Annotated in this window: 23 protein-coding genes; 12 read left to right on the plus strand and 11 right to left on the minus strand. The window is 63.3% G+C overall.

The window, feature by feature from the left end:
* Positions 1–47: 47 nt before the first annotated feature.
* Positions 48–1,163: an HD domain-containing phosphohydrolase gene (locus MGMSRV2_RS05955; protein ID WP_024079453.1), complete on the minus strand. Its 1,116-nt coding sequence runs from the start codon at positions 1,161–1,163 to the stop codon at positions 48–50.
* A 185-nt stretch (positions 1,164–1,348) separates the two neighbouring features.
* Here MGMSRV2_RS05955 and mamU point away from each other — a divergent pair, with 185 nt between their 5' ends.
* Positions 1,349–2,260 carry a lipid kinase MamU gene (mamU, locus tag MGMSRV2_RS05960; RefSeq protein WP_024079454.1) on the plus strand — a complete coding sequence of 304 codons (912 nt, stop codon included), beginning with the start codon at positions 1,349–1,351 and terminating at the stop codon, positions 2,258–2,260.
* Positions 2,251–3,021 (plus strand): metallophosphoesterase family protein, encoded by a 771-nt coding sequence (locus tag MGMSRV2_RS05965; protein WP_024079455.1) that lies wholly within the window; start codon positions 2,251–2,253, stop codon positions 3,019–3,021. The genes mamU and MGMSRV2_RS05965 overlap by 10 nt, the downstream gene beginning before the upstream one ends.
* Positions 3,022–3,399: 378 nt before the next feature.
* Here MGMSRV2_RS05965 and MGMSRV2_RS05970 read toward each other — a convergent pair whose 3' ends face one another.
* Positions 3,400–3,819: a c-type cytochrome gene (locus MGMSRV2_RS05970; RefSeq protein WP_234016350.1), complete on the minus strand. Its 420-nt coding sequence runs from the start codon at positions 3,817–3,819 to the stop codon at positions 3,400–3,402.
* Between the two features lie 142 nt (positions 3,820–3,961).
* Between MGMSRV2_RS05970 and MGMSRV2_RS05975 the strand changes: the two genes are divergently transcribed.
* Complete coding sequence (locus tag MGMSRV2_RS05975; protein ID WP_024079457.1) at positions 3,962–4,474, plus strand: glycine cleavage system transcriptional repressor; 513 nt, start codon at positions 3,962–3,964, stop codon at positions 4,472–4,474.
* Here MGMSRV2_RS05975 and MGMSRV2_RS05980 read toward each other — a convergent pair.
* A complete protein-coding gene (locus MGMSRV2_RS05980; RefSeq protein ID WP_024079458.1) occupies positions 4,471–5,394 on the minus strand; it encodes an esterase-like activity of phytase family protein in 924 nt (307 codons plus the stop codon). The two genes, MGMSRV2_RS05975 and MGMSRV2_RS05980, sit on opposite strands and share 4 nt — an antisense overlap.
* Before the next feature lie 54 nt (positions 5,395–5,448).
* On the opposite strand from MGMSRV2_RS05980, the gene MGMSRV2_RS05985 reads away from it, so the two are divergent.
* Together MGMSRV2_RS05985 and MGMSRV2_RS05990 are read left to right on the plus strand one after the other, a co-directional pair.
* Entirely contained in the window at positions 5,449–6,111 is a 663-nt protein-coding gene (locus MGMSRV2_RS05985; RefSeq protein WP_024079459.1) for a Crp/Fnr family transcriptional regulator, read from the plus strand.
* 78 nt (positions 6,112–6,189) lie between these two features.
* A complete protein-coding gene (locus MGMSRV2_RS05990) occupies positions 6,190–6,378 on the plus strand; it encodes a YgaP family membrane protein (RefSeq protein ID WP_024079460.1) in 189 nt (62 codons plus the stop codon).
* Between the two features lie 233 nt (positions 6,379–6,611).
* Here MGMSRV2_RS05990 and MGMSRV2_RS05995 read toward each other — a convergent pair whose 3' ends face one another.
* Positions 6,612–7,448 (minus strand): phytoene/squalene synthase family protein, encoded by an 837-nt coding sequence (locus MGMSRV2_RS05995; RefSeq protein ID WP_024079461.1) that lies wholly within the window; start codon positions 7,446–7,448, stop codon positions 6,612–6,614.
* Between the two features lie 79 nt (positions 7,449–7,527).
* Between MGMSRV2_RS05995 and hpnC the strand changes: the two genes are divergently transcribed.
* The 5 genes from hpnC to pal all read left to right on the plus strand — a co-directional run bounded on the left by hpnC (position 7,528) and on the right by pal (position 11,699).
* The gene (gene hpnC, locus MGMSRV2_RS06000) at positions 7,528–8,376 is read left to right on the plus strand and encodes a squalene synthase HpnC (RefSeq protein WP_024079462.1); all 849 of its coding nucleotides are present in this window, start codon (positions 7,528–7,530) and stop codon (positions 8,374–8,376) included.
* Positions 8,373–9,167, plus strand: coding sequence for a squalene/phytoene synthase family protein (locus MGMSRV2_RS06005; RefSeq protein WP_024079463.1), 795 nt, complete (start codon positions 8,373–8,375; stop codon positions 9,165–9,167). Before hpnC ends, MGMSRV2_RS06005 begins: the two co-directional genes overlap by 4 nt.
* Positions 9,164–10,330, plus strand: a complete 1,167-nt coding sequence (locus MGMSRV2_RS06010) for a hydroxysqualene dehydroxylase (protein ID WP_024079464.1) — start codon at positions 9,164–9,166, stop codon at positions 10,328–10,330. Before MGMSRV2_RS06005 ends, MGMSRV2_RS06010 begins: the two co-directional genes overlap by 4 nt.
* Positions 10,331–10,432: 102 nt before the next feature.
* The gene (locus tag MGMSRV2_RS06015) at positions 10,433–11,029 is read left to right on the plus strand and encodes a superoxide dismutase (protein WP_024079465.1); all 597 of its coding nucleotides are present in this window, start codon (positions 10,433–10,435) and stop codon (positions 11,027–11,029) included.
* A 145-nt stretch (positions 11,030–11,174) separates the two neighbouring features.
* Positions 11,175–11,699 carry a peptidoglycan-associated lipoprotein Pal gene (gene pal, locus MGMSRV2_RS06020; protein WP_024079466.1) on the plus strand — a complete coding sequence of 175 codons (525 nt, stop codon included), beginning with the start codon at positions 11,175–11,177 and terminating at the stop codon, positions 11,697–11,699.
* Between the two features lie 51 nt (positions 11,700–11,750).
* Here the strand turns inward: pal and MGMSRV2_RS06025 are convergent, their stop codons facing one another.
* The gene (locus MGMSRV2_RS06025; protein WP_024079467.1) at positions 11,751–12,197 is read right to left on the minus strand and encodes a YeeE/YedE family protein; all 447 of its coding nucleotides are present in this window, start codon (positions 12,195–12,197) and stop codon (positions 11,751–11,753) included.
* 1 nt (position 12,198) lies between these two features.
* A complete protein-coding gene (locus MGMSRV2_RS06030) occupies positions 12,199–12,630 on the minus strand; it encodes a YeeE/YedE family protein (RefSeq protein WP_024079468.1) in 432 nt (143 codons plus the stop codon).
* A 143-nt stretch (positions 12,631–12,773) separates the two neighbouring features.
* Between MGMSRV2_RS06030 and rimO the strand changes: the two genes are divergently transcribed.
* The gene (rimO, locus tag MGMSRV2_RS06035) at positions 12,774–14,114 is read left to right on the plus strand and encodes a 30S ribosomal protein S12 methylthiotransferase RimO (RefSeq protein ID WP_041633475.1); all 1,341 of its coding nucleotides are present in this window, start codon (positions 12,774–12,776) and stop codon (positions 14,112–14,114) included.
* On the opposite strand, the gene MGMSRV2_RS06040 is transcribed toward rimO, so the two are convergent.
* Complete coding sequence (locus tag MGMSRV2_RS06040) at positions 14,115–14,516, minus strand: response regulator (protein ID WP_024079470.1); 402 nt, start codon at positions 14,514–14,516, stop codon at positions 14,115–14,117.
* A gap of 9 nt (positions 14,517–14,525) precedes the next feature.
* Complete coding sequence (locus MGMSRV2_RS06045) at positions 14,526–16,622, minus strand: MASE3 domain-containing protein (protein WP_158497739.1); 2,097 nt, start codon at positions 16,620–16,622, stop codon at positions 14,526–14,528.
* Positions 16,623–16,817: 195 nt separating this feature from the next.
* Between MGMSRV2_RS06045 and MGMSRV2_RS06050 the strand changes: the two genes are divergently transcribed.
* Complete coding sequence (locus MGMSRV2_RS06050; RefSeq protein ID WP_024079472.1) at positions 16,818–18,071, plus strand: hypothetical protein; 1,254 nt, start codon at positions 16,818–16,820, stop codon at positions 18,069–18,071.
* Between the two features lie 2 nt (positions 18,072–18,073).
* Here MGMSRV2_RS06050 and MGMSRV2_RS06055 read toward each other — a convergent pair whose 3' ends face one another.
* Genes MGMSRV2_RS06055 through MGMSRV2_RS06065 form a run of 3 tightly spaced genes read right to left on the minus strand, consistent with a single transcriptional unit; the run spans position 18,074 to position 24,637 of the window.
* Positions 18,074–20,332: a response regulator gene (locus MGMSRV2_RS06055; RefSeq protein WP_052588879.1), complete on the minus strand. Its 2,259-nt coding sequence runs from the start codon at positions 20,330–20,332 to the stop codon at positions 18,074–18,076.
* 14 nt (positions 20,333–20,346) lie between these two features.
* Complete coding sequence (locus MGMSRV2_RS06060) at positions 20,347–21,423, minus strand: HD domain-containing phosphohydrolase (RefSeq protein ID WP_024079474.1); 1,077 nt, start codon at positions 21,421–21,423, stop codon at positions 20,347–20,349.
* 10 nt (positions 21,424–21,433) lie between these two features.
* Entirely contained in the window at positions 21,434–24,637 is a 3,204-nt protein-coding gene (locus tag MGMSRV2_RS06065; RefSeq protein WP_024079475.1) for a response regulator, read from the minus strand.

Below are 24,637 nucleotides of genomic sequence, written 5' to 3' on the forward strand. Positions count from 1 at the left end.
CCCTTCCCTGCCCAGGAGCAAAGGGGAACATGGCGGCACGGCCAGGGTCAATCAAATACGGTCTCGGCGAAGCGGGCTTGGATGACCTTGATCTCGTCCAGGCTGCCGGCCAGGATGTCGACACATTCGGGATCGAACTTGGTGCCGGCATTTTTTTGCAGCAATTGCATGGCCTCTTCGTTGGTCCACGCGTTTTTGTACGGACGCACCGAGGTCAGGGCGTCGAAGACGTCGGCGACGGCGGCGATGCGCGCCTCGATGGGGATCTGGCTTTCCCTGAGACCATAGGGATAGCCGCTGCCGTCCAGGGCTTCATGGTGATAGGCGACGATGTTGCGCAGAACATCCAGGTAAGGCATGGATTTCAGACCGAAATCGCGCATCATCAGGTCGATGATTTCCACGCCTTTGACCACATGGCCCTTCATCAAGGTGAATTCGTCCTCGGTCAGCTTGCCGGGCTTCAGCAAGATGGCGTCGGGCACCGCCACCTTGCCGACGTCGTGCAACGGACAGAACTGAAACAGAAACTCGACATATTCGTCGGTCAGCCCGTAATGATCGGGCATCTTGGCGGCGATCAGGCGGGCATAGCGGGCCATGCGGGCCAGATGCGACCCGGTTTCCTCGTCGCGGGCCGAACTGACCGAGCGGATGACCTTCACCGCCGCCTGCATCATGCGCACGGTGTCCAGTTCGCGCATCACCGCCAGGGAAATCAACTCGGCATAGGGGCGCAGGCGCTGCACCACCGGCGGCTGAAAAAAGCCGATCTCGAACGAGTTGAAGAACAAGAAGCCGTAGAACGTGCCCTTGTTGACGATGGGGACGGTATAGCTGGAACGATAGCCGGCATCGTAGAGCCGGCGGGAAAAGCTGCCGCCATCGGTGGCCGCCGGGGTCAGGTCGTTGATGATCCGTCGCGCCCCGGTCTTGGCCAATTGCTTGAGCGAATGGGATTGCGCCAACGGCATCGAGGCACCATCCACCGGACTTTCACCATCCGAGGAATGGATGAAGGTCTTCACCATGTCCGAGGTGTCGTCATAAAGGGCAACCGCGATGCGGCTCAGCGACGCCAAGGTGTTCTCGCCCTTGATTTCGTCATGAAGACAGATCAGGCGCTCGGCGATACCGCGATGAACGGCGGGCAATTGATACATGATCCCGTCGCGACCCCTATCCCCATTGATTAATGTCAAGGCAGTCAGCCACCATACGCTTGTGCTTAATTGCGGTCAAATGACTGCAATGGTTAGATGCATGGTTTAGGGGGGGTATCCATCGGCATTGGCAATTGGCGCAGCCATCTTGACATTGCCGCAAATAACCGGACTAAGAATCATCCATGCGCCTTGCCCTGGTCATCAACCGATCCGCCGGAACTTTTCGCCGCCTGCCGCTGGAATCGACGGTCGAGGCCATCGCCGCCGTTTTCCGCCGCCATGGTCATGACGTCACCGTCACTGTCTGCGGCAAGCGCGACCTGTCCGCCGCCCTGGCCCAATGGGCAAGGCGCGACGACATCGACGCCATCATCACCGGCGGCGGCGACGGTACCTTCCTGACCGCCATCCTGGCCGGCCTGGGCAACGACAAGCCGGTGGGCCTGCTGCCCCTGGGCACGCTCAACCTGCTGGCCCGCGACCTGGGCCTGCCCACCGACCCGCTGGCCGCGGCCCAAGCCCTGGCCTTCAGCCGTGTGGCCGAGATCGACCTAGCCGAGGTCAACGGCCTGCCCTTCGCCATCTGGGCCTCGTTGGGCATGCATCCCAGGGTGGTCCGCCGGCGCGACAAGTTGCAGGCCGAGGGATTGAGCAAGTGGCGGGCCTTCGCCCTGGCGGCGCTGCGCGCCTTTCGCCGTTATCCGCTGATGCAGGTCGACATCACCATCAATGGCGACACCATCACCATGATCACCCCCATCGTCGTCATTTCCAACAATGCCTGGGCGGAAACGCCATTGCCCCTGCCGCCGTCGCGGGCCAGCCTGGACCGGGGCGAATTGATGGTGCACGTGGCCAAGACCACCTCGCGCTGGGGCTTGCTGTGGCTGGCCCTGAACGCCCTGCTGGGGCGTTGGCGGGTCAACCGCCTGCTCCAGATCTTCAGCGCCGAGCAGGTGGTGGTGACCGGGCGAAAAAGCCGGATGATGCTGTCGCTGGACGGCGAAGTCACCGTGTTGCGCGCGCCCCTGGTATTTCGCACCCACCCCAAATCCCTGCGCGTCCTGGTCCCGGATGAAACGCCATGCGCCTGATCGCTCATTTGTCCGACCTGCATTTCGGCCGCACCGACCCGATGGTGGTCGACGCCCTGGTGCATGACATCGCCCATCACCGCCCGCATCTGGCGATCATTTCCGGCGACCTGACCCAGCGGGCGAAAAGCCATCAATTCCTGGAAGCGCGCAAATTCTTGGAACGCCTGGGCATTCCGGTGCTGGTGGTGCCCGGCAACCACGATCTGGCCCCGGTCTACCGCCCGCTGAACCGCTTGCTCAATCCGCGCGCCAAGTTCGAGAAATATCTGCCGGCCAGCGCCCACGCCAATGGCTGGAACGACGATGAAATCATCGTCATCGGCCTGGACAGCACCCGCCATCTGCGCTGGCAAAGCGGCAAGCTGCGCGATCATCACCTTGACCATGTGGAAGACAGCCTGCAAGACAGCGGCGATCATCATTGCAAGATCGTCTTCCTGCATCATCCGCCCAGTACCGCCCAATCGGGCCATCCGTTCCACACACTGACCGAACTTGGCGTCGACCTGATCCTGGCCGGACACGTGCACAAGGCCCATGTGGACCTGATCGATTCGCCCGACCATGGCGCCTGCGTGCTGGTCCAGGCCTCGACCGCCTGCTCGACCCGCCTGCGCGAGGATGCCAACGGCTACGCCCTGATCCGCATCGACGGCCCCAGCCTGGAGGTGGACATCCGCGGCTGGAGCGGCACCGCCTTTCACGCAATCCACCATTACGGCTTTGTCCGCGCCGAAACCGGCTGGCGGCGGGCTTAGGGCGTAAACTCATAAATCCCATGGCGCTCTGTTTGTCTAAGACGTCGTAATGCCAGGAAACGAGCGCGGGCTGTACCTTGGGTACAGCCAAGCGACGATGACGTCGCAGTACGACGTCTTAGACAAACCCGAAGGGCACGCCCCGCAAGGCCATCTATAGCATTTTCACGCAAAGCGTGGACATGCGATAAGCCCAAGCGGCGCCTGAGCAGCCCGTCACGGGCCATTTGTAAGAGTTAGACCAGTTTCCGCTTTAGCTGAAACTGGTCTAACCGTGCCGTCAAATTTGGCGATAGCCCCGCTATCGCCTGCATTTCCCGGCATCTTATATGGCCTTGCGGGGCGTGCAGAGCACCATGGGATTTATGAGTTTACGCCCTAACGCCGATTCAGCGTTTCCTGGCGCCGGCGGATGTCTTCGGGCCAGGACGACTTGATGTAAGCCAGACTGGCGCGGATGTCGGCATCGCTCAACTTACCGACGAAGGACGGCATGTCGCTTTTGTAATCGGGCGGGGCGAAACGGGCCAGGCCGTGCTTGGTCACCGCGAACAGATATTCGTCGGCATGGTGCCAGGTATGGCCGCTGACATCATGGGGCGGGGCCGGCAACGCGCCGCTGGGCAAGCGTATCCGCCAATCGGGTTGGCCTTGCAATTGGCCGCCGTGACATTGAGCGCAGTGCAGGGCATAGACTTCCTTGCCGCGGGCCACCTGGGCGCTGTCGTCGGGGTCGATGCGCCCCCGGCCCTGCCACCAGACCCAAGCGCCGCCCACCGCCCCGATGGCGACAGCCACGGCCAATACTGCCCCGATTGCACGCACGCCCCGCTCCCTTGCCTTCCGGCGGCAGTATACCCCACCCTCGGGCTTTCATCCCAGGCTTGAAATCGCCCTGTCTTGGCGCATCATGATGCCCGTGCTTTCGCGGAGAACTTCCATGGCCGCCGTGCTGATTTCCATTTCGTGTCCTGATCGTCCCGGCCTGATCGCCGCCATCACCGGGCGCTTGTTCGATCTTGGCGTCAACCTGGGTGACAGCAGTTTCGCCATGCTGGGGGCCGGGGCCGAATTCAGTTCGGTGTGCGAGGTGCCCGACTCTCTGGCCCTGGACGATCTGCAAACCGAACTGGCCGCCTTGCCGGAACTGGCCCAGGCCCGCATCGATGCGCGTCCGTTCGAGCTTGATTCCGCCCATGGCGCCCTGGGCCGCATCACCCATCGGGTGATCGTCTCGGGTGGCGACCGCCCCGGTCTGGTGGCGCGCTTAAGCGAGGTTTTCGGCCAGTTCAACGCCAATATCGTGCGCATGGACGCCCAACGGGTGCCCGAGCAGAATTTGTATGTCACCCGCTTTTCCGTCTGCCTGCCCGAACGCGCCCAAGCCTGTCTGGCCACCATCACCAACACCGCCGGCGAGTTGCACCTGACCTGCCATATCGAGGAAATTTAGGGCAACAGGATCGTCAGCATCAGGGTCGATTGCAACGGGTTGAAATTGTCGTCCGACATCAGGGTCGCCACCAGACGGCCGTCGGCCCGCGCCCGCACGGCGACAGCTTCGAAATTGTCCACATTCAGCGGCGGCGCCAGCCGCACGATCTCACGCCCGGCCAAATTTTCCACTTGGCCCGCGTCCAGGCGCAGCAGCCGCATGGCCGGACCGGCCAGCATGGTGTACTGGCGCTCCACCACCAGCAGGCCGCCATCGGGCAGGGCCACGGCAGCGGTGGGGCGGAACAGCCCGTGGCGCGGATAGAGCAATTGCCGCCACTGCCCCGGAGTGCCGATCCAGGCCGGCGATGTCGGCTCGCCCTCGCGCCCTTCGGCGATCAGCAGCAGGCGACCATCGGCCAGCCGGGCCATGGCCTCGATACCGTCGTTTTCGCCCAGGGCGGCCACGCCTTCGGCCAACGGCACGGCGATCGGGGCACCGTCCAGACCGGACGGATAACGCCAGACCCGGTGCCGACGCTCGAACGACACCAGCCAGGACGAACCATCGCGCAAGATTTCCTCGGCGTCGCCGTCGACCTTGCTGTCTTGGGTTATTCCACCCAAACCCCCGCCCTGCAACCCGCTCACGGCAAGCGGGGCGCCCTCCTTGTCGGCCTGAACGTGAAAACGCAGCCAATACCCTTTGTCGGTCACGCCGACCAAGGCATCGCCGTCCCAGGCCAGCCCGGAAATGCCGCCGAACCAGGACTGCGCAGCACTCAGACGATGCAGGCCGAGAACCCGCACCTCCCCCAGCCGGTCCAGGGTCGGATCGGTTGAGGAAAGCGGTACCGCCACCGCGCTGATATCGCCTTGATCCGCGGCCAGACAGGCCGATGGGAACAGCAGGACCAGCAAAATCATCAACCGGCGCATGCATCCCCCGTCTTGGCTGTGGCGTCGCTTTCGCACATGCGGCACTATGGCCCGATGAATGCCGAAATCGCCACCACCTTTCCGCAATTCACCCGCCTTGATCCGCAATCGGCGGCCCTGCTAGAGGGTTCCGCCCGGGTGGTCGCCCTGCCTGCCGGCACCTCCGTCTTTCATGACGGCAGCGAATGTTCCAATTACGTCCTGGTCATCGATGGCTCGGTGCGGGTGCAGAAAGTGGCGGAAAATGGCCGCGAAATCGTGCTTTACCGGGTGGAAAGCGGGCAATCTTGCGTGCTCACCACCAATTGCCTGATCTCGCACGCCGATTATACCGCCCAAGGCATCGCCGAAAGCGACGTCAGGGCGTTGGTGCTGCCGGCCTCGGCCTTCCGCAGCCTGCTGGCGCGTTCGGAGGCCTTTCGCGATTTCGTCTTTTCCGCTTATGCCGCCCGCATCGCCGATTTGCTGATGCTGATCGAGGAAGTGGCCTTCGGCCGCATCGACGTGCGCCTGGCCGCCTGGCTTTTGCATCATTGCGACGACGACGGCACCATCAAATCCACCCATCAGGACATCGCCACCGAACTGGGCACCGCGCGCGAGGTGATCAGCCGCCAGCTCAAGGAATTCGAGCGGCGCCACTGGGTCAGCCTGCATCGCGGTCGGGTCGAGGTGAAGAATCGGTCCGGCCTGGCGTCATTGCGCGATTCTGTGTGACCTAGTCACCGAATAAACCAGCCGACCGGGATATAAATCCACCATCAAGTGGTTCATCCCTTTCGGAGTTCGCGTCCCATGAACAAGAATGTTGGCGGCATCGACCGCATCCTGCGCATCGTCGTGGGTCTGGTGCTGATCGCCCTGGCCGTCACCGGCACCGTGGGCCTGTGGGGCTATATCGGCGTGGTGCCGTTGCTGACCGGCCTGATCGGCTGGTGCCCGGCTTATCTGCCCCTGGGCATCAAGACCTGCAAGACCCCGTAAACCACTGGTTTACAGTCAATGAAACCCGCCGCGATCCTGGTGATCGCGGCGGGTTTTGCATTTCATTTTAAAATCAAAACGAATTTTGGCGCGAACACCGCGAAGGATGTCGCCAGGACGGCCAAGCGCACGGGGCTTTCACCAGCCCTAGTTTCTGTCAGCCGCAAGTTGACGAATATATGGACAATTCTGCTCCGCCAACCCAATCGTTACGAAAAGATATCGATGGCGCCTCACACCCGCCCCCGCAAGGCCGCCCAGGCCAGCCGCACTGGCATGGGCCGGGGCCGGTACGAGCGGGAATCGAAGACATCGCCGCCCAGCGAGCGGATGCGACGCAGATGAGCCCCAGCCAGTACCGCCGGCAACAGCGCCGGCAGCGCCGTACGCGGTACACGCAGGCGGCGGGATTGGCGCAAATGCGGCTCCACAAGGTCGGTCAAGGTCAGAACAGAGGCGGCCAAAGCGGTCTTGTCAACCGCAGCTGACAAAACCTCATCACTGCTCACTCCCTGCCCGGCCAACACATCGGCGGGTAATGAGCACCAGCCTTGGGCCAGATGAAACGGCAGCGACCTCAGCAATCCGGTCAAGGCCCAGGCGGTACCGGCGCTTTGTGCTGCCGCGCAATCCTCGGCCCCCAACACGGTCGCAGCCAGACGGGCCAGCCCACCGGAGCTGCGCCGACCGTATTCCTGCCAATCGGCAATGGTGGTGAAGGGCGCAGGATCAAGATCATGCTGACGGACATCAATCAGATCATGCACATCCGTCAACTGAAGTTGACGGCGCTCGATCAGGTCCAACAGCGGCCCGCCGACCGGATGGCGCATGGCTTCTTCCCGTCGCGCCCCTTCGACCACGTCGCGCCACCATTGCAGCCGGATCATCCCGGCCAGGGGCTCGCGCACCTGGGTGCGGATTTGGCTGAGTTCCAGATTGAAGGCATAAAGCGCCCACAGATCGCCACGGCGGGCGGGATCGGCGAACATGGCGGTGGCGTAACGGTCGTGATCGTGACGGCGCAGGGATTCGCCTAAGGCGGAAAGATCGGTGATCGAAGCGGTCAAGGCGGAATTTCCCTGGTCGGGGGCGGTGGGATTACCATATATAATCGGTCTATAGCGCAACACCAATGGGAGGACGCCTATGGCCCGTGCCGATGCCGTTCCCCTGCCCAGCCCGGCGGGCAAGCAGCATGGCGACGAGAATTTTCCGGTCGCGTCATTGCTGCTGTCGTCGTCGCTTCGCCCGAAAATCCTGGCCTTTTACCGTTTTGCCCGTGCCGCCGACGACATCGCCGACGCCCCTGATCTGGACAGCACCGTCAAATTGCAGCGTCTGGACGAGTTCGAGCGGGGCCTGAGCGGCCTTGCCGGGGCCCCCCAGGCCCTGGCCCTGCATGAAGCCGTCGGCGGCAATTCCCGCCTGCTCGGCCATGCCGCCACCTTGCTGCATGCCTTTCGCCGCGATGCCATGACCGATCGCTGCCGGTCATGGGCCGATTTGATGGCCTATTGCAGTTGTTCCGCCGCCCCGGTCGGGCGCTTTTTGCTGGATTTGCACGATCAGCCGCAGCATCTGCAGGCCAGAACCGACAATTTGTGCGCCGCCTTGCAGGTGCTCAACCATTTGCAGGATTGCGGCAAGGATTACCGCGCCTTGGGCCGCATCTACCTGCCCGCCGACTGGATGGCCGCCAGCGGGCTGACCCCGAACGCTCTGGCCGCCAATGGGGGCGATGCGTCCTTGCGCCACGTCATCGACCTGATGCTCGACCGTACCGAAATGCTGATCGAGCAGGCCGAGCCCCTGCCCCAAGCCATGGATAACCGCCGTCTGGCCATGGAAACCGCCATCACCATCGGCATCGCCCGCCGGCTGGCTGCACTGTTGCGCCAGCGTGACCCGCTGGCCCAACCGGTCAAACTATCGCCCCTGGCCTATGGCGCCGCCTTTATCGGTGGGGTTTTGTCGGTCATGCGATCGCGGGCATGAGCGGCGGTCATTCCTCGTTCTATTGGCCCATGCGGCTGCTGCCCAAGGCGAAGCGTCAGGCCATGTTCGCCCTTTACGGCTTTTGCCGGGCGGTGGACGACATCAGCGACGGCGATTTCGACACCGACACCAAGCGGGCCAAACTGACCACCCTGCGCGCTGCCCTGACCACATGGCAACAGACCGGTATCGCCCTGCATCCGGCCATCGCGGACCTGGCCCCCTTCGTCCAACGCTTCACCCTGCCGGTGGCCGAGCTTGAACTGTTGCTGGACGGCATGGAGACTGACGTCAACTCACCATTGACAGCGCCGACAATGGCGGAATTGTCGCATTATTGCCGTCAGGTCGCCGGTACGGTGGGGGTCTTGGCCATCCACATCCTGGGCCGGCCCGACGCGCGGGACTTCGCCCTGGCCCTGGCCGAGGCGCTGCAACTGACCAACATCCTGCGCGACGTGGCCGAGGATGCCCGGCTGGGCCGGCTGTACCTGCCGAAGGAATGCCTGGATCAGGCCCATATCCTGGTGCAATCACCGCGCGCCGTGCTCAGCCATCCGGCCCTGCCCGCCGCCTGCATGGCGCTTTACACCAAGGCCGAGGCCAAGTTCAGCGAGGCCGAAGCCCTGTTGGCCCAGACCGGCAAGCGCCATCTGTGGCCGCCCTTGGCCATGATGGCCATCTACCGCAGCCTTTTGCGCCGCCTGCCCCGGCGCGACTGGTCGGCACCGCCGCCGCGCCTGGGGCATTGGCGTCGGTTGTTGATCGCCCTGTCCGCCGCTTGGGCATGAAACCGGTCGTCCATGTGGTCGGTGCCGGTCTGGCCGGACTTGCCGCCGCCCTGGCTGTCGCCCGCAGCGGTCACGCCGTGCACCTGTACGAAGCCGCGCCCCAGGCCGGCGGGCGCTGCCGCTCGTTTCATGACCCGGTACTCGACCGGGTCATCGACAACGGCTCGCACCTGTTGCTGGGCGTCAACCGGGTTGCGCTGGACTACCTGAAAGCCAGCGGCGGCCTGGACTTTGTCCATGCCTTGCCGCCCCGCATCCATTTCGCCCATGTGGGCAACGGCCACACTTGGACCGCATCGCCGACCCGGCTGCCGGTATCGGCATGGGAAGTTCTGCGCGCCGTCTGGCCCGGTGGCGGCACGGTGGCGCAACGGCTGGGATCGTGCCGGGGTTTTGCCGATTTCTGGCAGCCCTTGTGTCTGGCCATCATGAATACCGCCCCCGCCGCCGCCGATGCCCGCCTGTTCGCCCGCGTGCTGCGCGCTATCTTGCTGGGTGGGCGGGCGGGGTTTCGCGGCTATGCCTTCCCCCACGGGCTGTCCGCCGCCCTGATCGACCCCGCCTTGGCCCGGCTGGGCGAATTGGGGGCCGGCATCCATTTCGGCCAGCGCCTGACCGGCATCAGTCAACAGTGGTTGACGTTTGCTGAAAGGGCGGTTTCCTTGGGGAAAAACGACCGCGTCATCCTGGCCCTGCCGCCCTGGGCGTTGGAATCCTTGCTCCCCGACAACGGTAATTTCGATACAGAAACAATCACCAACGTGCATTTCCGCCTGCCCCACGCTCACACCCTGTCCCATCCGCTGGGGTTGATCGGCGGTATGGGGCAATGGCTGTTCGTGCGCGGCGACGTCGCCTCGGTGACCATCTCGGCGGCGCAAACTCCACCCGATGCCGCCATCCTTTGGCGGGAAATCGCCCCCGTACTGGATTTGCACCTCCCGCTGCCACCCCATCGGGTAGTGCAGGAAAAGCGCGCCACCTTACGGCACACCCCATCGAGCAGCCGCCGCCGCCCCGGCCCGACCACCGACCGGGATGGGGTGTTCCTGGCCGGCGACTGGCTCGCCTCACCGTGGCCGTGTACCATGGAATCCGCCATTTCTTCCGGCCTTGCCGCCGCCCGTCTTGCCTTGGGACGCGACGATCTCCGATTATCGTGATAGGATTTTGCCACTTCACATTCAGCCTGCGCCCCCCTATGTTGTGCAGCAGGTTTAGACAACTTCCAAACTACCCTTCAACATTATGCATATGAGGCAATGATGGCTTTCGAGCTTCCCCCGCTTCCCTATGACAAGACCGCTCTGGAACCCCATATCTCGGCCCAGACGCTGGACTTCCACCATGGCAAGCATCACAACGCCTATGTGACCAACCTGAACAATCTGGTGAAGGACACCGATCTGGCGGCCAAGTCGCTGGAAGAGATCATCGCCATCGCCGCCAAGGATCTGCCGGCCAAGCAGGGCGTGTTCAACAACGCCGCCCAGGTGTGGAACCACACCTTCTTCTGGAATTGCATGAAGCAGGGCGGCGGCGGCAAGCCCACCGGCACCGTGCTGGCCAAGATCGAGGCCGCCTTCGGGTCCTACGAAAAGTTCGCCGAGGAATTCAAGAACGCCGCTGTGACCCAGTTCGGCTCGGGCTGGGCCTGGCTGGTGGAAGAAAACGGCGCGCTCAAGATCACCAAGACCGCCAATGCCGACCTGCCCCTGGCCCACGGCCAGAAGGCGCTGTTGACGGTGGACGTGTGGGAACACGCCTATTACCTGGATTTCCAGAACCGCCGCCCCGATTTCGTCCAGACCTTCCTGGACAAGCTGGTGAACTGGGATTTCGTCGCCAAGAACCTGGGCTGAGCCCAAGTTTGATGCAAATGCGAAACGGCCCTTCCCTTTCGGGAGGGGCCGTTCCATATTTCCGCCACGTTCTTCGGCGACATTCGCCGACTGATTGATCGGCGAATGTCGCCGACTGGATAGACTTCTTTCAGGGGACACGCACATGCGTCGCATCGCTGTAACTTTCACCGCGCTCACCGCGCTGCTGGCCGTCGCCGCTTGCTCGGATCAGGCTCAGCAATCCGGTGGCGTCACCGGCTCGGGCTCCAATACCGGCGGCGGCGTCGCCCGCCCGTCGGGCAACGTCATGAGCGAGGCCGAGCGTCTGGCCCAGATGCAGCGCGAATTCCAGACCTCGGTCGGGGATCGCGTCTATTACGGCACCGACAGCCACTCGCTGAACGCCGACGCCAAGGCCACCTTGGACCGTCAGGCCGCCTTCCTGCGCCGCTACCCCACCGTGATGCTGCGCATCGAAGGCCATGCCGACGAACGCGGCACCCGCGAATACAACCTGGCCCTGGGCGATCGTCGCGCCCAGTCGGTGAAGGAATACCTGCTGGCCCAGGGCGTCGCCTCGGGCCGCCTCAGCACCTCGACTTTCGGCAAGGAACGCCCGGAAGCCAATGGCGCCAACGAGCAGGCCTGGGCCCAGAACCGCCGCGCCATCAGCGTCATCGCCCAGTAAGCGGCGAAGCGCTCAAAGAAAAAGCCCGGAACCGCTTGGTTCCGGGCTTTTTTATCCCCGTTGCGCGATACGACCTTGCGGCATCTGCGCGTATTCAAGCGCCCGCCACACCAGCATGCCCGCCACCATGCCCAGGCAGAACCACCAGGCCTGGGACACGCCGCCACCGGCGGACAGGATGGCCGGGCCGGGGCAATAGCCCACCAGCCCCCAGCCCAGACCGAACAGGGCCGAGCCCATGAACAGGCGCGCATCCAAGCTCTGGTTGGCCGGAATCTGGTACTGCACGGCGCAAAGCGGCCCCGAGCGGCGCAGGCACCAGCGATAACCCAAGGCGGTCACCGCCAGCCCACCGGCCATGACCAGGGCCAAGGTAGGATCCCAGACCCCGAACAGATCGAAAAAGCCCAAGACCCGGGCCGGATCGGCCATGCCCGACAGCAGCAGCCCCGAACCGAACACCAGACCGGCGGCAAAGGCCGACAACAGCCGCTTCATCTCAAGCCCCCCACAGATGACGGGTGACATAGACGGTAACCCCGCACACCGCCATGAAGGTGGCGACGGCGGCCAACGACCGCCTGGACAGCCGCGACAGGCCGCAGATGCCGTGGCCCGAGGTGCAGCCATTGGCCATGCGGGTGCCCAAGCCGACCAGGAAGCCGGCCCCCAGCAGCACCGGCAGCCCCAGATTTATGGCCGGGCCATTGAGGCCGCCGCTCAGACCGGCGATTATCGCCGGCACCAGCAGGCCGGCGACAAAGGCCAGACGCCAGGCATTGTCGGCATCGCGCCCGCCGCCCAGCAGACCACCGACAATGCCGGCGATGCCCATGATGCGGCCATTGACCAGCATCAGCAGCACCGCCGCCGCACCGATCAGCATGCCGCCAGCCAAGGCGGTGAAGGGGGAAAACTCAGCCAGGACCATCGGTTCCAACCCGTTACAGCATGGATAAACAGCGGGAACTAATTTAGCATGTGCAGCAAAACGTCAAGGGATGTTTGCGCATGGCTTGAAACTGGCGGCGCAAAAGGCTACTTCGTGCACAAACCCCTTGCCCTTAAGGAGCAATCACCATTCCCAAGATCGGCATCGTCAGCCTGGGCTGCGCCAAGGCCCTGGTGGATTCGGAACGCATTCTCACCCGTTTGCGCGCCGAAGGTTACGACATCTCGGACAGCTATGACGGCGCCGACGTGGTGGTGGTCAACACCTGCGGCTTCCTCGACAGCGCCCGCGCCGAATCGCTGGAAGCCATCGGCGAGGCCATGAACGAGAACGGCCGCGTCATCGTCACCGGCTGCATGGGCGGCGAGGAAGACGTCATCCGCAAGGCTCACCCCGACGTGCTGGCGGTCACCGGGCCGCACCAGTACCAGCAGGTGGTCGATGCCGTGCATCAGGCGGCGCCGCCGGAAAGCTCGCCGCTGCACTCGCTGGTGCCGCCGGAAGGCCTGCACCTGACGCCGTCGCATTATGCCTATCTGAAGATTTCCGAAGGCTGCAACCACCGCTGTTCCTTCTGCATCATCCCCGGCATCCGCGGCGATCTGGCCAGCCGTCCGGTGGGCGAGGTGCTGGAAGAGGCCGAGCGTCTGGCCATGGCCGGCATCAAGGAAATCCTGGTCATCAGCCAGGATACCGGCGCCTATGGCCTGGACATCAAATACGCCGAAAGCCCGTGGCATGGCCGCGCCGTCAAGGCGCGCCTGACCGAAATGGCCGAGGCCCTGGGGGATTTAGGCGTGTGGACGCGCCTGCATTACGTCTATCCCTATCCCCATGTGGACGAGGTCATCCCGCTGATGGCGGCGGGCAAGATTTTGCCCTATCTGGACATCCCGTTCCAGCACGCCAGCCCCAAGGTGCTGAAGGCCATGCGCCGCCCCGCCGACCATGAACGGCTGCTGGAGCGCATCAATGGCTGGCGGGAAATCTGCCCCGATCTGGCCATCCGCTCCACCTTCATCGTCGGCTTCCCCGGTGAGACGGAAGAGGATTTCGAGTTCCTGCTGGATTGGCTGCAACAGGCCCGCATCGACCGCGTCGGCTGCTTCAAGTACGAAAACGTCGCCGGAGCCGCCGCCAATCATCTGGCCGACCACGTGGACGAGGACGTCAAGGAGGAACGCTATAACCGCCTGATGGAGGTGGCGCGGCAGATTTCCGACGAGATTTCCAAGGGCAAGATCGGCAAGACCATCGAAGTCATCATCGACGAGGTGGACGAGGACGGCGCCTATGGCCGGTCGTGGGCCGACAGCCCGGAAGTGGACGGCTGCGTCTACATCAACCACGAAACCGACGCCCAGCCCGGCGACGTGGTGATGGTCGAGGTGGAACACGCCGAGGATTTCGACCTGTGGGGCCGCATCGTCGCCACCGCGCCAGAACGCAAGCGACGGTTCTGATCAGCCATTAAAGACGCGGAAGGATTTCGGTCCTTCCGCCATGCCCCAGGTCACCGCCTCGATGAAGGTGGCGACACCGCAAGGCTTGCTGACCAGCCCGGCAAACCCGGCCTGACGCAAATTTTTGGCAAGATCGGGCAGGTTGGAGGCGGTCAAGGCCAAAACCGGCGGGGACGCATCGCCCAGGGCGGCCCGCAGATCGGCGAAAACGTCCAGGCCGCTGCGGCCTGGCATGTGCAGATCCATCAGCACCAGACCGGGGCGATTTTCCCGCACCACCTGCACCACCGTGTCACCGCAATCCAGGGCAATGGCCGAAAACGGCGTCATGTCCAAAAGATCACGATAAAGCTCGCGGTTGGCGGCATTGTCGTCGACAACCACAACCAGATTTTCCGTCACGGCGCCCCCCTAAGTGCACTGCCCCCCTGAATGGGTCAGTTCGCGGACCGTGCGCAGGAATTGATCCAGATCCAGCGGCTTGGTCAAATAGCGATCGAAGCCGGCGGACAACGCCGCCTCTACCGCGTTGGGCATTACATTGGCTGACAATGCAATGATCGGCAAGCCGTTGAATTCCGGCATGGTCCGCCATTGCCGCACCGCCTGCAGGCCGCTCATACCCGGCAGGTTGATATCAAGGACGATGATGTCGGGGCGGTTGTGGTGCAATTTTTCCAGCCCGGCCTCGACGGTGGTGGCGGTCTCAAGGACGAAGCCAGGAATCTCTCCCAGCACCGCTTCCATCAACTGCACATTGGCGGGATTGTCCTCGACATACAGAATGCGGCAACCAGCCCCCGGCGGCGATGACAACTCGACCTTGCCCGTCACCGGGTGTGCAGGCGCGGCCACCGCACCGTCGCGGGCAATGGGGAAGTCGATCCAGAACACCGACCCCTGACCTTCCTGGCTATGGAATCCGATAAGTCCATTCATGGCCTGGACCAGCCGCTTGGTGATGGTCAGACCGATACCGGTTCCTTCGACGTCCCGGCTTTCCGCCCCCAGTCGATTGAACGGCTCGAACAGGTGGGCCTGCTTGTCCCTGGCGATACCCGGCCCGGTATCGGCGATGGAAAACCGCATCATCCCGGTCCCCCAGGGCTGGGCGGTCAGGGTGACGCGACCATCGGCGCGATTGTATTTGATGGCGTTGGAAATCAGATTCAGCAGAATCTGTTTGAAGCGGGTGTAATCGACACTGATGGGCAAAACCGGCCCGCCCTGCCACTCGCCGATTTCGACCCCGCGTTCGCGGGCATAGGCGCGGCCAAAGGCCAGGCACTCATCCATCACCGCCACCGGGTCGATGACTTCCACCGACAGCGACAGCTTGCCGGTTTCGATGCGGGCCAGATCCAGAACCTCGTTGATCAGTTCCAGCAAATGCTGACCGCCACGCAGGATGTGATCCAACTGCCCGGCCTGCTTCTCGTTCAAGGGGCCGGGACGTTCCGTGCGCAGCAATTGGGTAAAGCCGATGACGGCGTTAAGCGGCGTGCGCAGCTCGTGGCTCATGGATGAGAGGAATTCGGACTTGGCCTGATTGGCACGGTCGGCGCCGAGCTTGGCCTGCTCCAGATCGTGTTGCTGACGCTCCAGGCTGATCAGGGCGTCGTGTAATTCGCGTGTCCGCTCGACCACGCGGTTTTCCAGTTCGTCTTGCGCCTGCTGCAACCGCACATAAGGATCGCGGATGGTGCTGATGAACAGTCCCTGGTACAGCAGCGCATAGGCGATGACGATGTAAAGGTGGCCGACCTGATTGTAGATGTCGAAAGGGTCGTCATAGAGGCAGAAATAGGCCCCGGCCAACCCCATCACCCAACTGGCCGAGGCCAGCCAGCGGGCATTGGGAAGATTGGCGGCATGCCAGAACAAGAAGGCGGCCAGCAGATAAACCAGCACCAGGAAGGCTTCGGCCGCCACCTTGAAAGGGGTCAGGCCCTGGCCGGAAATGAAGGTGCGCGGCAAGATTTCCAGATGGGCCAGGGCGCCCCAATAGGTCACCGCCACCCAGGCCAGAACCACTGCCATGGCCAGCCAATGACCAAGAGGAGTGGCGAAGCGCCGCCACGGCAACAAGGCCGCAACCAACAGACCGAAGGCGCCGCAAGCCCGCATGGATAACCAAAAGGCGATGGCCTTTTCCGGCCCGCTGGGGGTGATGAAATCGGGCATACCCTTATAGGACAGGCTATGCCCCAGATCGATCAGGGCGACGCCAAGAAAGGCCGCCGACAAAATACTGACATTGCCCGGACGCGCCTGCCGATGGGAGTTCCAGCCGATGGCGAACACCAGACCGGCGACAATCATCGCGAATATTTCGATGCTTTGATGCGCGGCGAGATAATCGTTGAGCCGGTGAAACAACGTCACCCGAGGCAAAACCGGGGTCAGCAGCAACACAAAGGTCAAAACCATGGCGGTAATGACGGCAAAGCGCCCACTCGAGGTGACGCGAACGCGATCGGTATCCTGCCCTTGAACCGTATCCGCCATGTCAATGCCCAGAAGGTTGATGCATACCTCTAACATAATCACGCCAGGCGAGAAACGGCCTATATTAGCCAAAGCAGCTTTGGCCGCTCTATTCCTTTAGCACTGGGGTCCATGACTGATTCCCTGGGGCGCGGCCTTGTAGCACAATGACAATGAAGGCATAGTGTTGATTGATTCGGCATCGGGTGGGAAGCAATGGCGTTTCGTGTGATATCCGGCAATCCGGCTCAACCGGGAAGTCAAGGCGGGGACAATCCTCAGGGCCAAAGCCTGACGGTGAAACCCGGTTCGCCCCCCGCCCGGACGGCAGCGGTGGAGCAAAACGCCCTGATGCCGCTGTTGGAGCGGCTGGAAACGCTGTCCTTCACCTTCGAGGCGCTGAACGCCGGCAGCCGCACCTATGCCGCCGAAGCGGTGCTGGAGACCCTGGGCCGCATGGAGCGGCGCGATCTTCAGTCGCTTGCCGCCATCGAAGCCTTTGCCAGCGCGCTGAAAACCGTCAGCCAGCATCTGGCCGGCCTGCGCAACGCCATCCAGACCACCGCCCACGATACCGCCCACGGCTTCCATGTCATCAGCGAGCGCCTGGACCTGCTGGAAAACCAGCTGGGCGCCCCCCACACCGCCCTGCCCGCCGCCCACGGCAGTCAATTGGCGATCATTTCCGAACGTCTCGGCCACATCGAGGAAATGGTCGGCCAGCATGACGGCATCGATACCGGCCCGCTGACCAGCCTGCTGGAGCAGATGGCGCACAAGGTCGAGCAGGTCGAGGAAAAGATCGACGACCTGCCCAGCCGCATCGTCACCGAAACCGTCGATATGGCCCCGGTCAACGCCAACCTGGAAACCATCGCCGAACGGGTGGCCAGCGTCGAGCGCAAGATCGATGAAGCCAACCAGATCGACATCGCGCCCTTGCGCGAATCCCTGGACACCATCGCCCGACGGGTTTCGCGCATTGAACGGCGCATCGAAACCACACCCAAGGATCAAGTCCCCGAGCCATTCGACCCCGCCCCCATCACCGAAGTGCTCAACGCCATTTCCAGCCGCATTTCCTCCATGGAAAACAAGGTGGAATCGGGGGCCAATCTGGGGGCGCTGACCTCGTTCCTGGACATGGTCAACCAGCGGCTGGAGCGCATGGAAAGCGGCCTGAACATGGCGGCGATCAGCGAACAGGCCGAGCAGATGGTGGAAGAAGCCCAAACCACTGACCCGGCGGCGATCGGGACGCCCGCGGAAGCGCCGCCCGAGCCCGAAACCGTCGTCATGGCGCCGGAACCGCAACAAGCCGTCGTGGCGGAAGCTGCGCCGGTCAAGCCGCAACCGCCGGTGGCCCCGGTTATTCCGCCGCCATTGACGGCACCGGCGGAATCCGCCCCCGCCAACCGCCAACAGGTGGACAATCTGTTGGAACAGGTGCTGAAGGTTCTGTCGCGCTAGCTTTAGCTTAGCTTGGCCTGCCATTCCGCCAGCAGCGCCGCCAGGGCGTCACGGCGGACCGGCTTGGGCAGGAAACCGTTCATCCCCGCCTCGCGGCAATTGCGCTGATCTTCCTCCATGACGTTGGCGGTCATGGCGATGATGGGAATCTGGGCGTTGGGCCCCGGCAGATCGCGGATCAGCCGGGTTGCTTCCATGCCGTCCATATCCGGCAATTGCAGGTCCATGAACACCAGATCATAGCCACCGCGCAACACCATGGCGACGCCGTCGCCGGCATCGCCGGCCACGTCGACACTGTGTCCCATGGCCGTCAGGAAGCCCTTGGCCACTTCCTGGTTGACCAGATTATCCTCGACCACCAGCAGATGCAGCGGTCGACCGCCAGAAGGTGCCACCGCCGCCGCCGCATGTTCGCCGACCTCGGCACTGGCGGTCAGGCCGGCGACCCGCGCCACCGCATCCACCAATTCGGCATGACGATAAGGCGCCGCCAGCGCCAGATCGGCGCCGCGCTGGCTCGCCGCGGCCATCAGCTCGCGGTTGCCGCCAGGAAGTCCGATCACCACCTTGAGCGCCGCCAGATGCGGGTCACCGCGCATCATGGTCAGCAATTCAAACCCGCCCATCAGCGGCATATCCTGGTCGGCCACCACCACCAGATTCGCCTGCGCCCGTCCGGGCTGGCGCAACCACCCCAAGGCCTCGGACACCGTGGCAACCAGATGGCACGTGGCTCCGGCCTCGGTCAGCACGTCGCGGACAATGCCGCCCGACGCGACCATGTCGTCGACCACCAGCACCGGGATGCCGCGCAAGCCCACATCCTGCGCCGGGACCGGCTGGATCAGCGGCAACATCACCTCGAACCAGAAGGTGCTGCCCTTGCCCTCCTCCGAGAAAAAGCCGATGTCGCCCCCCATGCCCTCGACGATGCGACGACAAATGGCCAGCCCCAGGCCGGTGCCGCCGAAGCGTCGGGCGGTGGAGGAATCGGCCTGGGCGAACATGCCGAACAGACTGGCTTGCGCGGCCTGAGGGATACCGATGCCGGTATCGGTGACGGCGAAACGCAAGCGCCCGCCCTGCCCGGATGCGACATCAATGGAGACCACACCAAATTCCGTGAACTTGGCGGCATTGCCCAACAGATTGAGAATCACCTGGCGCAGACGCACCGGATCGCCCAAATACCGCCCCCGCAAGGAGGGTTCGATCCAATAGACCAGATCGACATTGCGACCACGCAAGCGCGGCGCCACGATGTCAATGGCATCCTCGACCTGAAGCGACAGGTCGAACTCGACGCTCTCGAAATGCAGATGGCCGGCTTCCAGCTTCGAGAAGTCCAGAATGTCGTTCAAGATGGTCAACAGCGATTCGGCCGAGGTGCGGATGGTCTGGGCGAATTTCAGCCGTTCGGGCGTCAGGCCGGTATCGATCAGCAATTCGGTCATGCCGACGATGCCGTTCATGGGCGTGCGGATTTCGTGGCTCATGGTCGCCAGAAACTCCGATTTGGCTTTGGTCGCCTGTTCCGCCGCCTCCCGCGCCTGGGCGTTTTCTTCCAGCAGATGGGCCAGCTCAACGTTGCGTTCGGCCAGTTGCTCTTCTTGCCGCCGCCGCGCCAGGTCCAGTTGCCAAACGATGAAGCTGAGACACACAATGGCGAAAAAGAAAAAACAGGCCATGGACACGGATAATTGGCTAAGGCCATGGCGGGCCTGGGCAATGGCGGCGCTGCGGTCGGTATAAAGCTCGAGCACCGCGTCGATACCGCCCTCGGCATCGATGATCGGCTCATAACTGGAGATCACGTCCACCTGGGCCATGATCCCGCCGATGCCGTGGAAATCCTGCCGTTCCGCATGGGTGCCGACGCTCACCCCCCCGGCCAAGGCCCGCTGGAACGCCTTGTTGTCCGCATAGCTTTTGCCGTAATCGGCGGGATTGCTGGAATAAACCACCAGACCGTTGGGATCGAGAATCTTGACCTTGACCATGTCGGTGCCGGCGCTGAAGTCCCGCACCTTGTCGTCCACCCATCCCGGCCCGGCGCCACCGTTTCTCACTTGCGGACCGATTTCCGGCCAGAGCTGGTTGGCGAACACCCGGGTCAGAGCCAGATTGGCCGACTGGGTCGACTGAATGATACTGTCCATCAGCAAGGCGCGCACGAACCAGATCGAACCGCCATAGACCAAAGAGGCCAAGGTGACGGCCGCGATGATGAAAACCGCGTTGAAATTGGCGCGCCGCATGAACAGCGATCCTCTCACGCCAGAACCTGATCGACGTTTTCCTCGATGGTGGGGAAATCATCGACGAAACGACCCTTGATGGTCATGACCTCATCCCAGGCGGCGATGAAGGCGTCAACGCAAGCGGGATCGAAATGGCTGCCGCGTCCCTCCACCAGGAAAGCGCGGGCACGCTCCACCGTCCAAGCCGTTTTATAGGGCCGCTCGCTGGTCAGGGCGTCGAAGACGTCGGCGACGGCGACGATGCGCCCGGGCAACGGGATCTGTTCCCCCTTAAGGCGGTTGGGATAACCGCTGCCGTCGATTTTTTCATGGTGGGTCAGGGCGATTTCCGCCCCCAGGGAGATCAATTGCGACGCACTGCCGGCCAGGATGGCATGGCCGATCTCGGCATGGCGCTTCATGATGTCGAATTCGCTTTCATCCAGCCGCCCGGGCTTCAGCAAGATGCCGTCGGGGATACCCAGCTTGCCCACGTCGTGCATGGGCGCCGCCCGCAGGATCAGGTCGACCAGATCGGGGGCCAGCCCCATGTCGCGGGCGATCAGGGCGGAATAATGGGCCATGCGTTGAATATGGCCGCCGGTCTCGGGATCGCGGAACTCGGCCGCCTTGGACAAGCGCACCACCAATTCCACCTCGCGGTCGCCGATGGCCTGGGTGGCCTTGCGCACCTCTTCCGCCAGCCAGCGATTGCGGTCGTGCAGGCGCAGATGGCTGCGCCTGAGCGCCAGCAGGTTGACCAGACGCACCCGCACCTCGGTGGGATCGACCGGCTTGGTGAGAAAGTCGGTGGCGCCCAGTTCCAGCGCCCGTTGACGCACCGAACGTTCGCCGGCGGCGGTGATCATCAGGATGGGAACGTCGCGCCCGCCCGGCAACTTGCGGATATGGGAGAGGAATTCATGGCCGTCCATCACCGGCATCATGTAATCCACCAACACCAGATCGGGCAGCGATTGGCGGGCGTTTTCCAGGGCCTTGACCGGATCGGCGAAGCATTCCACCGTGACGTCATCGGCCACGCGCAAGGCAATCTGCTCGAACAGCATCAGATTGGTTTCGTTATCGTCGACAATCTGAATCCGCATCTATCGCCTCTCAGGTCTTGGGATTGGCCCGGCTCAAATGGTCGATGGCCGCCTTGCCGGCAACGACCAGCTTTTGTTCAAGTTCCTCGAAATCGCCCCCACCGGACTTGCCGGCTTTTTCCAACCCGCCGGCGGCATCGGCCAGACTGAGAAATCCCAGGTTGGACGCCGCCCCTTTCAAGGAATGGGCGGCCGAGGCGATGGCGTTGATGTCGTTGGCGTCGATGGCGGCGCGTATCTCGCCCAGCCGCACCGGAATGCTGCCCCTGAACGACGACAACAGCGACTGAAACGAGTCCGGCCCCAGGGCATCCATCAGATCGGTCTGGATGTCGAGATCGACAAAAGCACTTTCGCTGGCAGGCGCCGGCGGCGGCGGCGAGGCATTGAGCACAAAGTCGAAATCGTTGGGAAACGGAACGCAGGCGGTGCGTTCGCCCCGGGTGTCGATGATATGGTCGATCCAGCGCTGCAGCACGGCGGCCAAGCGGTGCCGATCGATGGGCTTGGCCAAATAATCGTTCATGCCGGCGGCCAGACAGGCGTCGCGGTCGCCTTCCATGGCGTTGGCGGTCATGGCGATGATGGTGACCTCGCCCTTGCCCGCCGGCAGACGGCGAATGATACCGGTGGCGGTCAGGCCATCCATGCGCGGCATCTGCATGTCCATCAGGATCAGGTCATAATCACCGCGCTCGACCAGGGCCACCGCCTCGGCGCCGTCATCGGCCACATCGGCACGATGCCCCAGCTTGGCCAACAGGCCGACAGCCACCTGCTGATTGATGGGATTGTCCTCGACCACCAGGATGCGCAAGGCCAAAGCCGGCGCCGGCAGATCGGACAGGGCCGACAAGGTGGTCTGTTGCGGCAAGGCCTGACCACGCCCCAGCCGCGACATCAGGCAATCCAGCAGCGCGCTTTGCCGGACCGGCTTGGAGAGGACGTCATCCAGACGCAGGCTGGCATTGAGCTGCCGGAAATCCGACGGATTGGCCGACGACGCCAGCACCAGCTTGAGGTCGGCGGTGGTTGGGTCGGCACGGACCACGGCGGCCAGATCAAGGCCGCTCATGCCCGGCATGTGGTGATCCAGCAACACCAACTGATAGGGATGGGCACTGTGTTGCGCCTGACGGATGGCCATCAGGCCACCAGCGGCGCCGTCCACCAGATCGACCTGGGCGCCCCAGTTCTCCAGTTGGTGCTGGAACACCTCGCGGTTGGTGGCGTTATCGTCGACCACCAGAATCCGCGCCCCTTCCAGCGGATTGATGACCTCGATGTCCGAAGTCTGCTCGTCGCTGCGACGCAACGACACCTGGAACCAGAAGGTCGATCCCTGCCCCTCGGTGCTGTCGAAACCGATTTCGCCGCCCATCATGTCGACGATGCGCCTGGAAATGGCCAAGCCCAGACCGGTACCGCCGAAACGCCGCGCGGTGGAGGAATCGGCCTGGGTGAACATGGTGAACAGGCGCGACTTGGCATTGTCGGAAATGCCGATGCCGGTATCGACCACCTCGATGCGCAGGCGGACCATGTCGTCGAATTCGGTCTCGGCCCGGATGCCGATATGGACCGACCCGATCTCGGTAAACTTGATGGCGTTGCCGGCCAAGTTCAGCAGCACCTGACGCAAGCGTCCGGCATCGCCATAGAACACGCCGCGCGCACTGGGCGGAACCACATAGGTCAGCTCGACATTGCGGCCCTTGACGCGCGGGGCCAGGATATCGACCACACCCTCGATCAGCGGGCGGATTTCAAACGGCCCATACTCGAATTCCAGCCGCCCGGCCTCCATCTTGGAGAAATCGAGGATGTCGTTGATGATGCTGAGCAAGGCTTCCGCCGAGGTGCGCACCGTATTGGCGAAATGCATCTGTTCGCGCGTCAGCTGGGTGTCCAGCAACAGACCGGTCATGCCGATGATGCCGTTCATGGGCGTGCGGATTTCGTGGCTCATGGTCGCCAGGAACTCGGACTTGGCCCGGTTGGCAGCCTCGGCCCGCTCCACCGCTTCCTTCAGCATGTCCTCGACCTGCTTGCGGTCGGTGATTTCCTTGTGCACACCGGCGATGCGAATGGCCCGGCCCTCGGCATCACGGTCGATCACCCGGCCCGAGGCCAACACCCAACGCCACGACCCGTCCTTGTGACGCAGGCGGAACTCGGCCTCGTAGACCGGAGTAGCCCCTTCGAGGTGCTGTTCCAGCGCGGCATAGGTGGCATCGCAATCGTCGGGATGCATCAACGCTTTCCAGGTCGAGCCGCAGGCCGCCAGTTCATTGGCGGCATAGCCCAACATGGCCATCCACTGGTCGCTGAAAAAGGCCTCGTCCGTGCGGGTATTCCACGACCACAGGCCGATGCGACCGGCATCAAGAGCGATCTGAAGCCGCTTTTCGCTTTCCCTGAGCGCCGCTTCCATGGTCTTGCGCGCGGTGATGTCGGTGCGGATGCCGATATACTGGCGCGGGCGGTTGTTGGCGTCCAAAATGGGGACGATGGTGGCATCGACCCAATAAAGCGAGCCGTCCTTCTTGCTGTTGCAGACCTCGCCGCGCCACACCTGACCATTGCCGATGGTCCGCCACATATCGGTGAACATCTCACGCGGGTGCAGACCGGAATTGACGATGCGATGGTTGGCGCCCAGCAGTTCCGAGGCATCGTAGCCGCTGATCTGACAGAACTTCTCGTTGGCGTAGATAATGGTGCCGGTCTGGTCGGTGATGCTGACGATGGCGTGCTGATCAAGAGCGAATTTCTGCCGTTCCAGATTGTGCTGGAACTCGGCCCGTTCGCGCATCAGATCGGCCATCAAGGTGCTCAGGCCTTCAAGACCGGTTTCATCCTCGGGCAAGGGCGGTCGACCGGCGGCATCCAAAATCTCGTTGGCGGTGGTGCGCAACGAGGTGATGGCGCGGGCCTGGGCCGCGGATTCCTCGCGCAGCTTGGCATTGGCCTTGGTCAGCTCGCTGGAACTGAGTTCCAACGAGCGGTTGCGCAGGGTCAGGTCGCGTTCGTGCTGGTCATAGGTTTCCCCCACCCGCCGCAGCAGGTCGGGCAAACCCTGGGCCAGACGTGCCAACGGCTCGGGCAGAGCAGAGACATCCGCTGCCGCCAAGGCATCGATGAAGGCCTGGGCTTCGGAATCATCGGCGGCACCGACGGCACGCCTGATCTGACGAACCAGCAGACGATGCAC

The sequence above is a fragment of the Magnetospirillum gryphiswaldense MSR-1 v2 genome, assembly GCF_000513295.1.
GTDB classification, from domain to species: Bacteria; Pseudomonadota; Alphaproteobacteria; order Rhodospirillales; family Magnetospirillaceae; genus Magnetospirillum; species Magnetospirillum gryphiswaldense.

What these genes read in the sequence shown, in the direction of transcription:
- MGMSRV2_RS05955 (WP_024079453.1), bottom strand. Translation starts at nt 1,163, where the DNA reads ATGTATCAATTGCCCGCCGTTCATCGCGGTATCGCCGAGCGCCTGATC.
- mamU (WP_024079454.1), top strand. Translation starts at nt 1,349, where the DNA reads ATGCGCCTTGCCCTGGTCATCAACCGATCCGCCGGAACTTTTCGCCGC.
- MGMSRV2_RS05965 (WP_024079455.1), top strand. Translation starts at nt 2,251, where the DNA reads ATGCGCCTGATCGCTCATTTGTCCGACCTGCATTTCGGCCGCACCGAC.
- MGMSRV2_RS05975 (WP_024079457.1), top strand. Translation starts at nt 3,962, where the DNA reads ATGGCCGCCGTGCTGATTTCCATTTCGTGTCCTGATCGTCCCGGCCTG.
- MGMSRV2_RS05980 (WP_024079458.1), bottom strand. Translation starts at nt 5,394, where the DNA reads ATGCGCCGGTTGATGATTTTGCTGGTCCTGCTGTTCCCATCGGCCTGT.
- MGMSRV2_RS05985 (WP_024079459.1), top strand. Translation starts at nt 5,449, where the DNA reads ATGAATGCCGAAATCGCCACCACCTTTCCGCAATTCACCCGCCTTGAT.
- MGMSRV2_RS05990 (WP_024079460.1), top strand. Translation starts at nt 6,190, where the DNA reads ATGAACAAGAATGTTGGCGGCATCGACCGCATCCTGCGCATCGTCGTG.
- hpnC (WP_024079462.1), top strand. Translation starts at nt 7,528, where the DNA reads ATGGCCCGTGCCGATGCCGTTCCCCTGCCCAGCCCGGCGGGCAAGCAG.
- MGMSRV2_RS06005 (WP_024079463.1), top strand. Translation starts at nt 8,373, where the DNA reads ATGAGCGGCGGTCATTCCTCGTTCTATTGGCCCATGCGGCTGCTGCCC.
- MGMSRV2_RS06010 (WP_024079464.1), top strand. Translation starts at nt 9,164, where the DNA reads ATGAAACCGGTCGTCCATGTGGTCGGTGCCGGTCTGGCCGGACTTGCC.
- MGMSRV2_RS06015 (WP_024079465.1), top strand. Translation starts at nt 10,433, where the DNA reads ATGGCTTTCGAGCTTCCCCCGCTTCCCTATGACAAGACCGCTCTGGAA.
- pal (WP_024079466.1), top strand. Translation starts at nt 11,175, where the DNA reads ATGCGTCGCATCGCTGTAACTTTCACCGCGCTCACCGCGCTGCTGGCC.
- MGMSRV2_RS06025 (WP_024079467.1), bottom strand. Translation starts at nt 12,197, where the DNA reads ATGAAGCGGCTGTTGTCGGCCTTTGCCGCCGGTCTGGTGTTCGGTTCG.
- MGMSRV2_RS06030 (WP_024079468.1), bottom strand. Translation starts at nt 12,630, where the DNA reads ATGGTCCTGGCTGAGTTTTCCCCCTTCACCGCCTTGGCTGGCGGCATG.
- MGMSRV2_RS06045 (WP_158497739.1), bottom strand. Translation starts at nt 16,622, where the DNA reads ATGGCGGATACGGTTCAAGGGCAGGATACCGATCGCGTTCGCGTCACC.
- MGMSRV2_RS06050 (WP_024079472.1), top strand. Translation starts at nt 16,818, where the DNA reads ATGGCGTTTCGTGTGATATCCGGCAATCCGGCTCAACCGGGAAGTCAA.
- MGMSRV2_RS06055 (WP_052588879.1), bottom strand. Translation starts at nt 20,332, where the DNA reads ATGCGGCGCGCCAATTTCAACGCGGTTTTCATCATCGCGGCCGTCACC.
- MGMSRV2_RS06060 (WP_024079474.1), bottom strand. Translation starts at nt 21,423, where the DNA reads ATGCGGATTCAGATTGTCGACGATAACGAAACCAATCTGATGCTGTTC.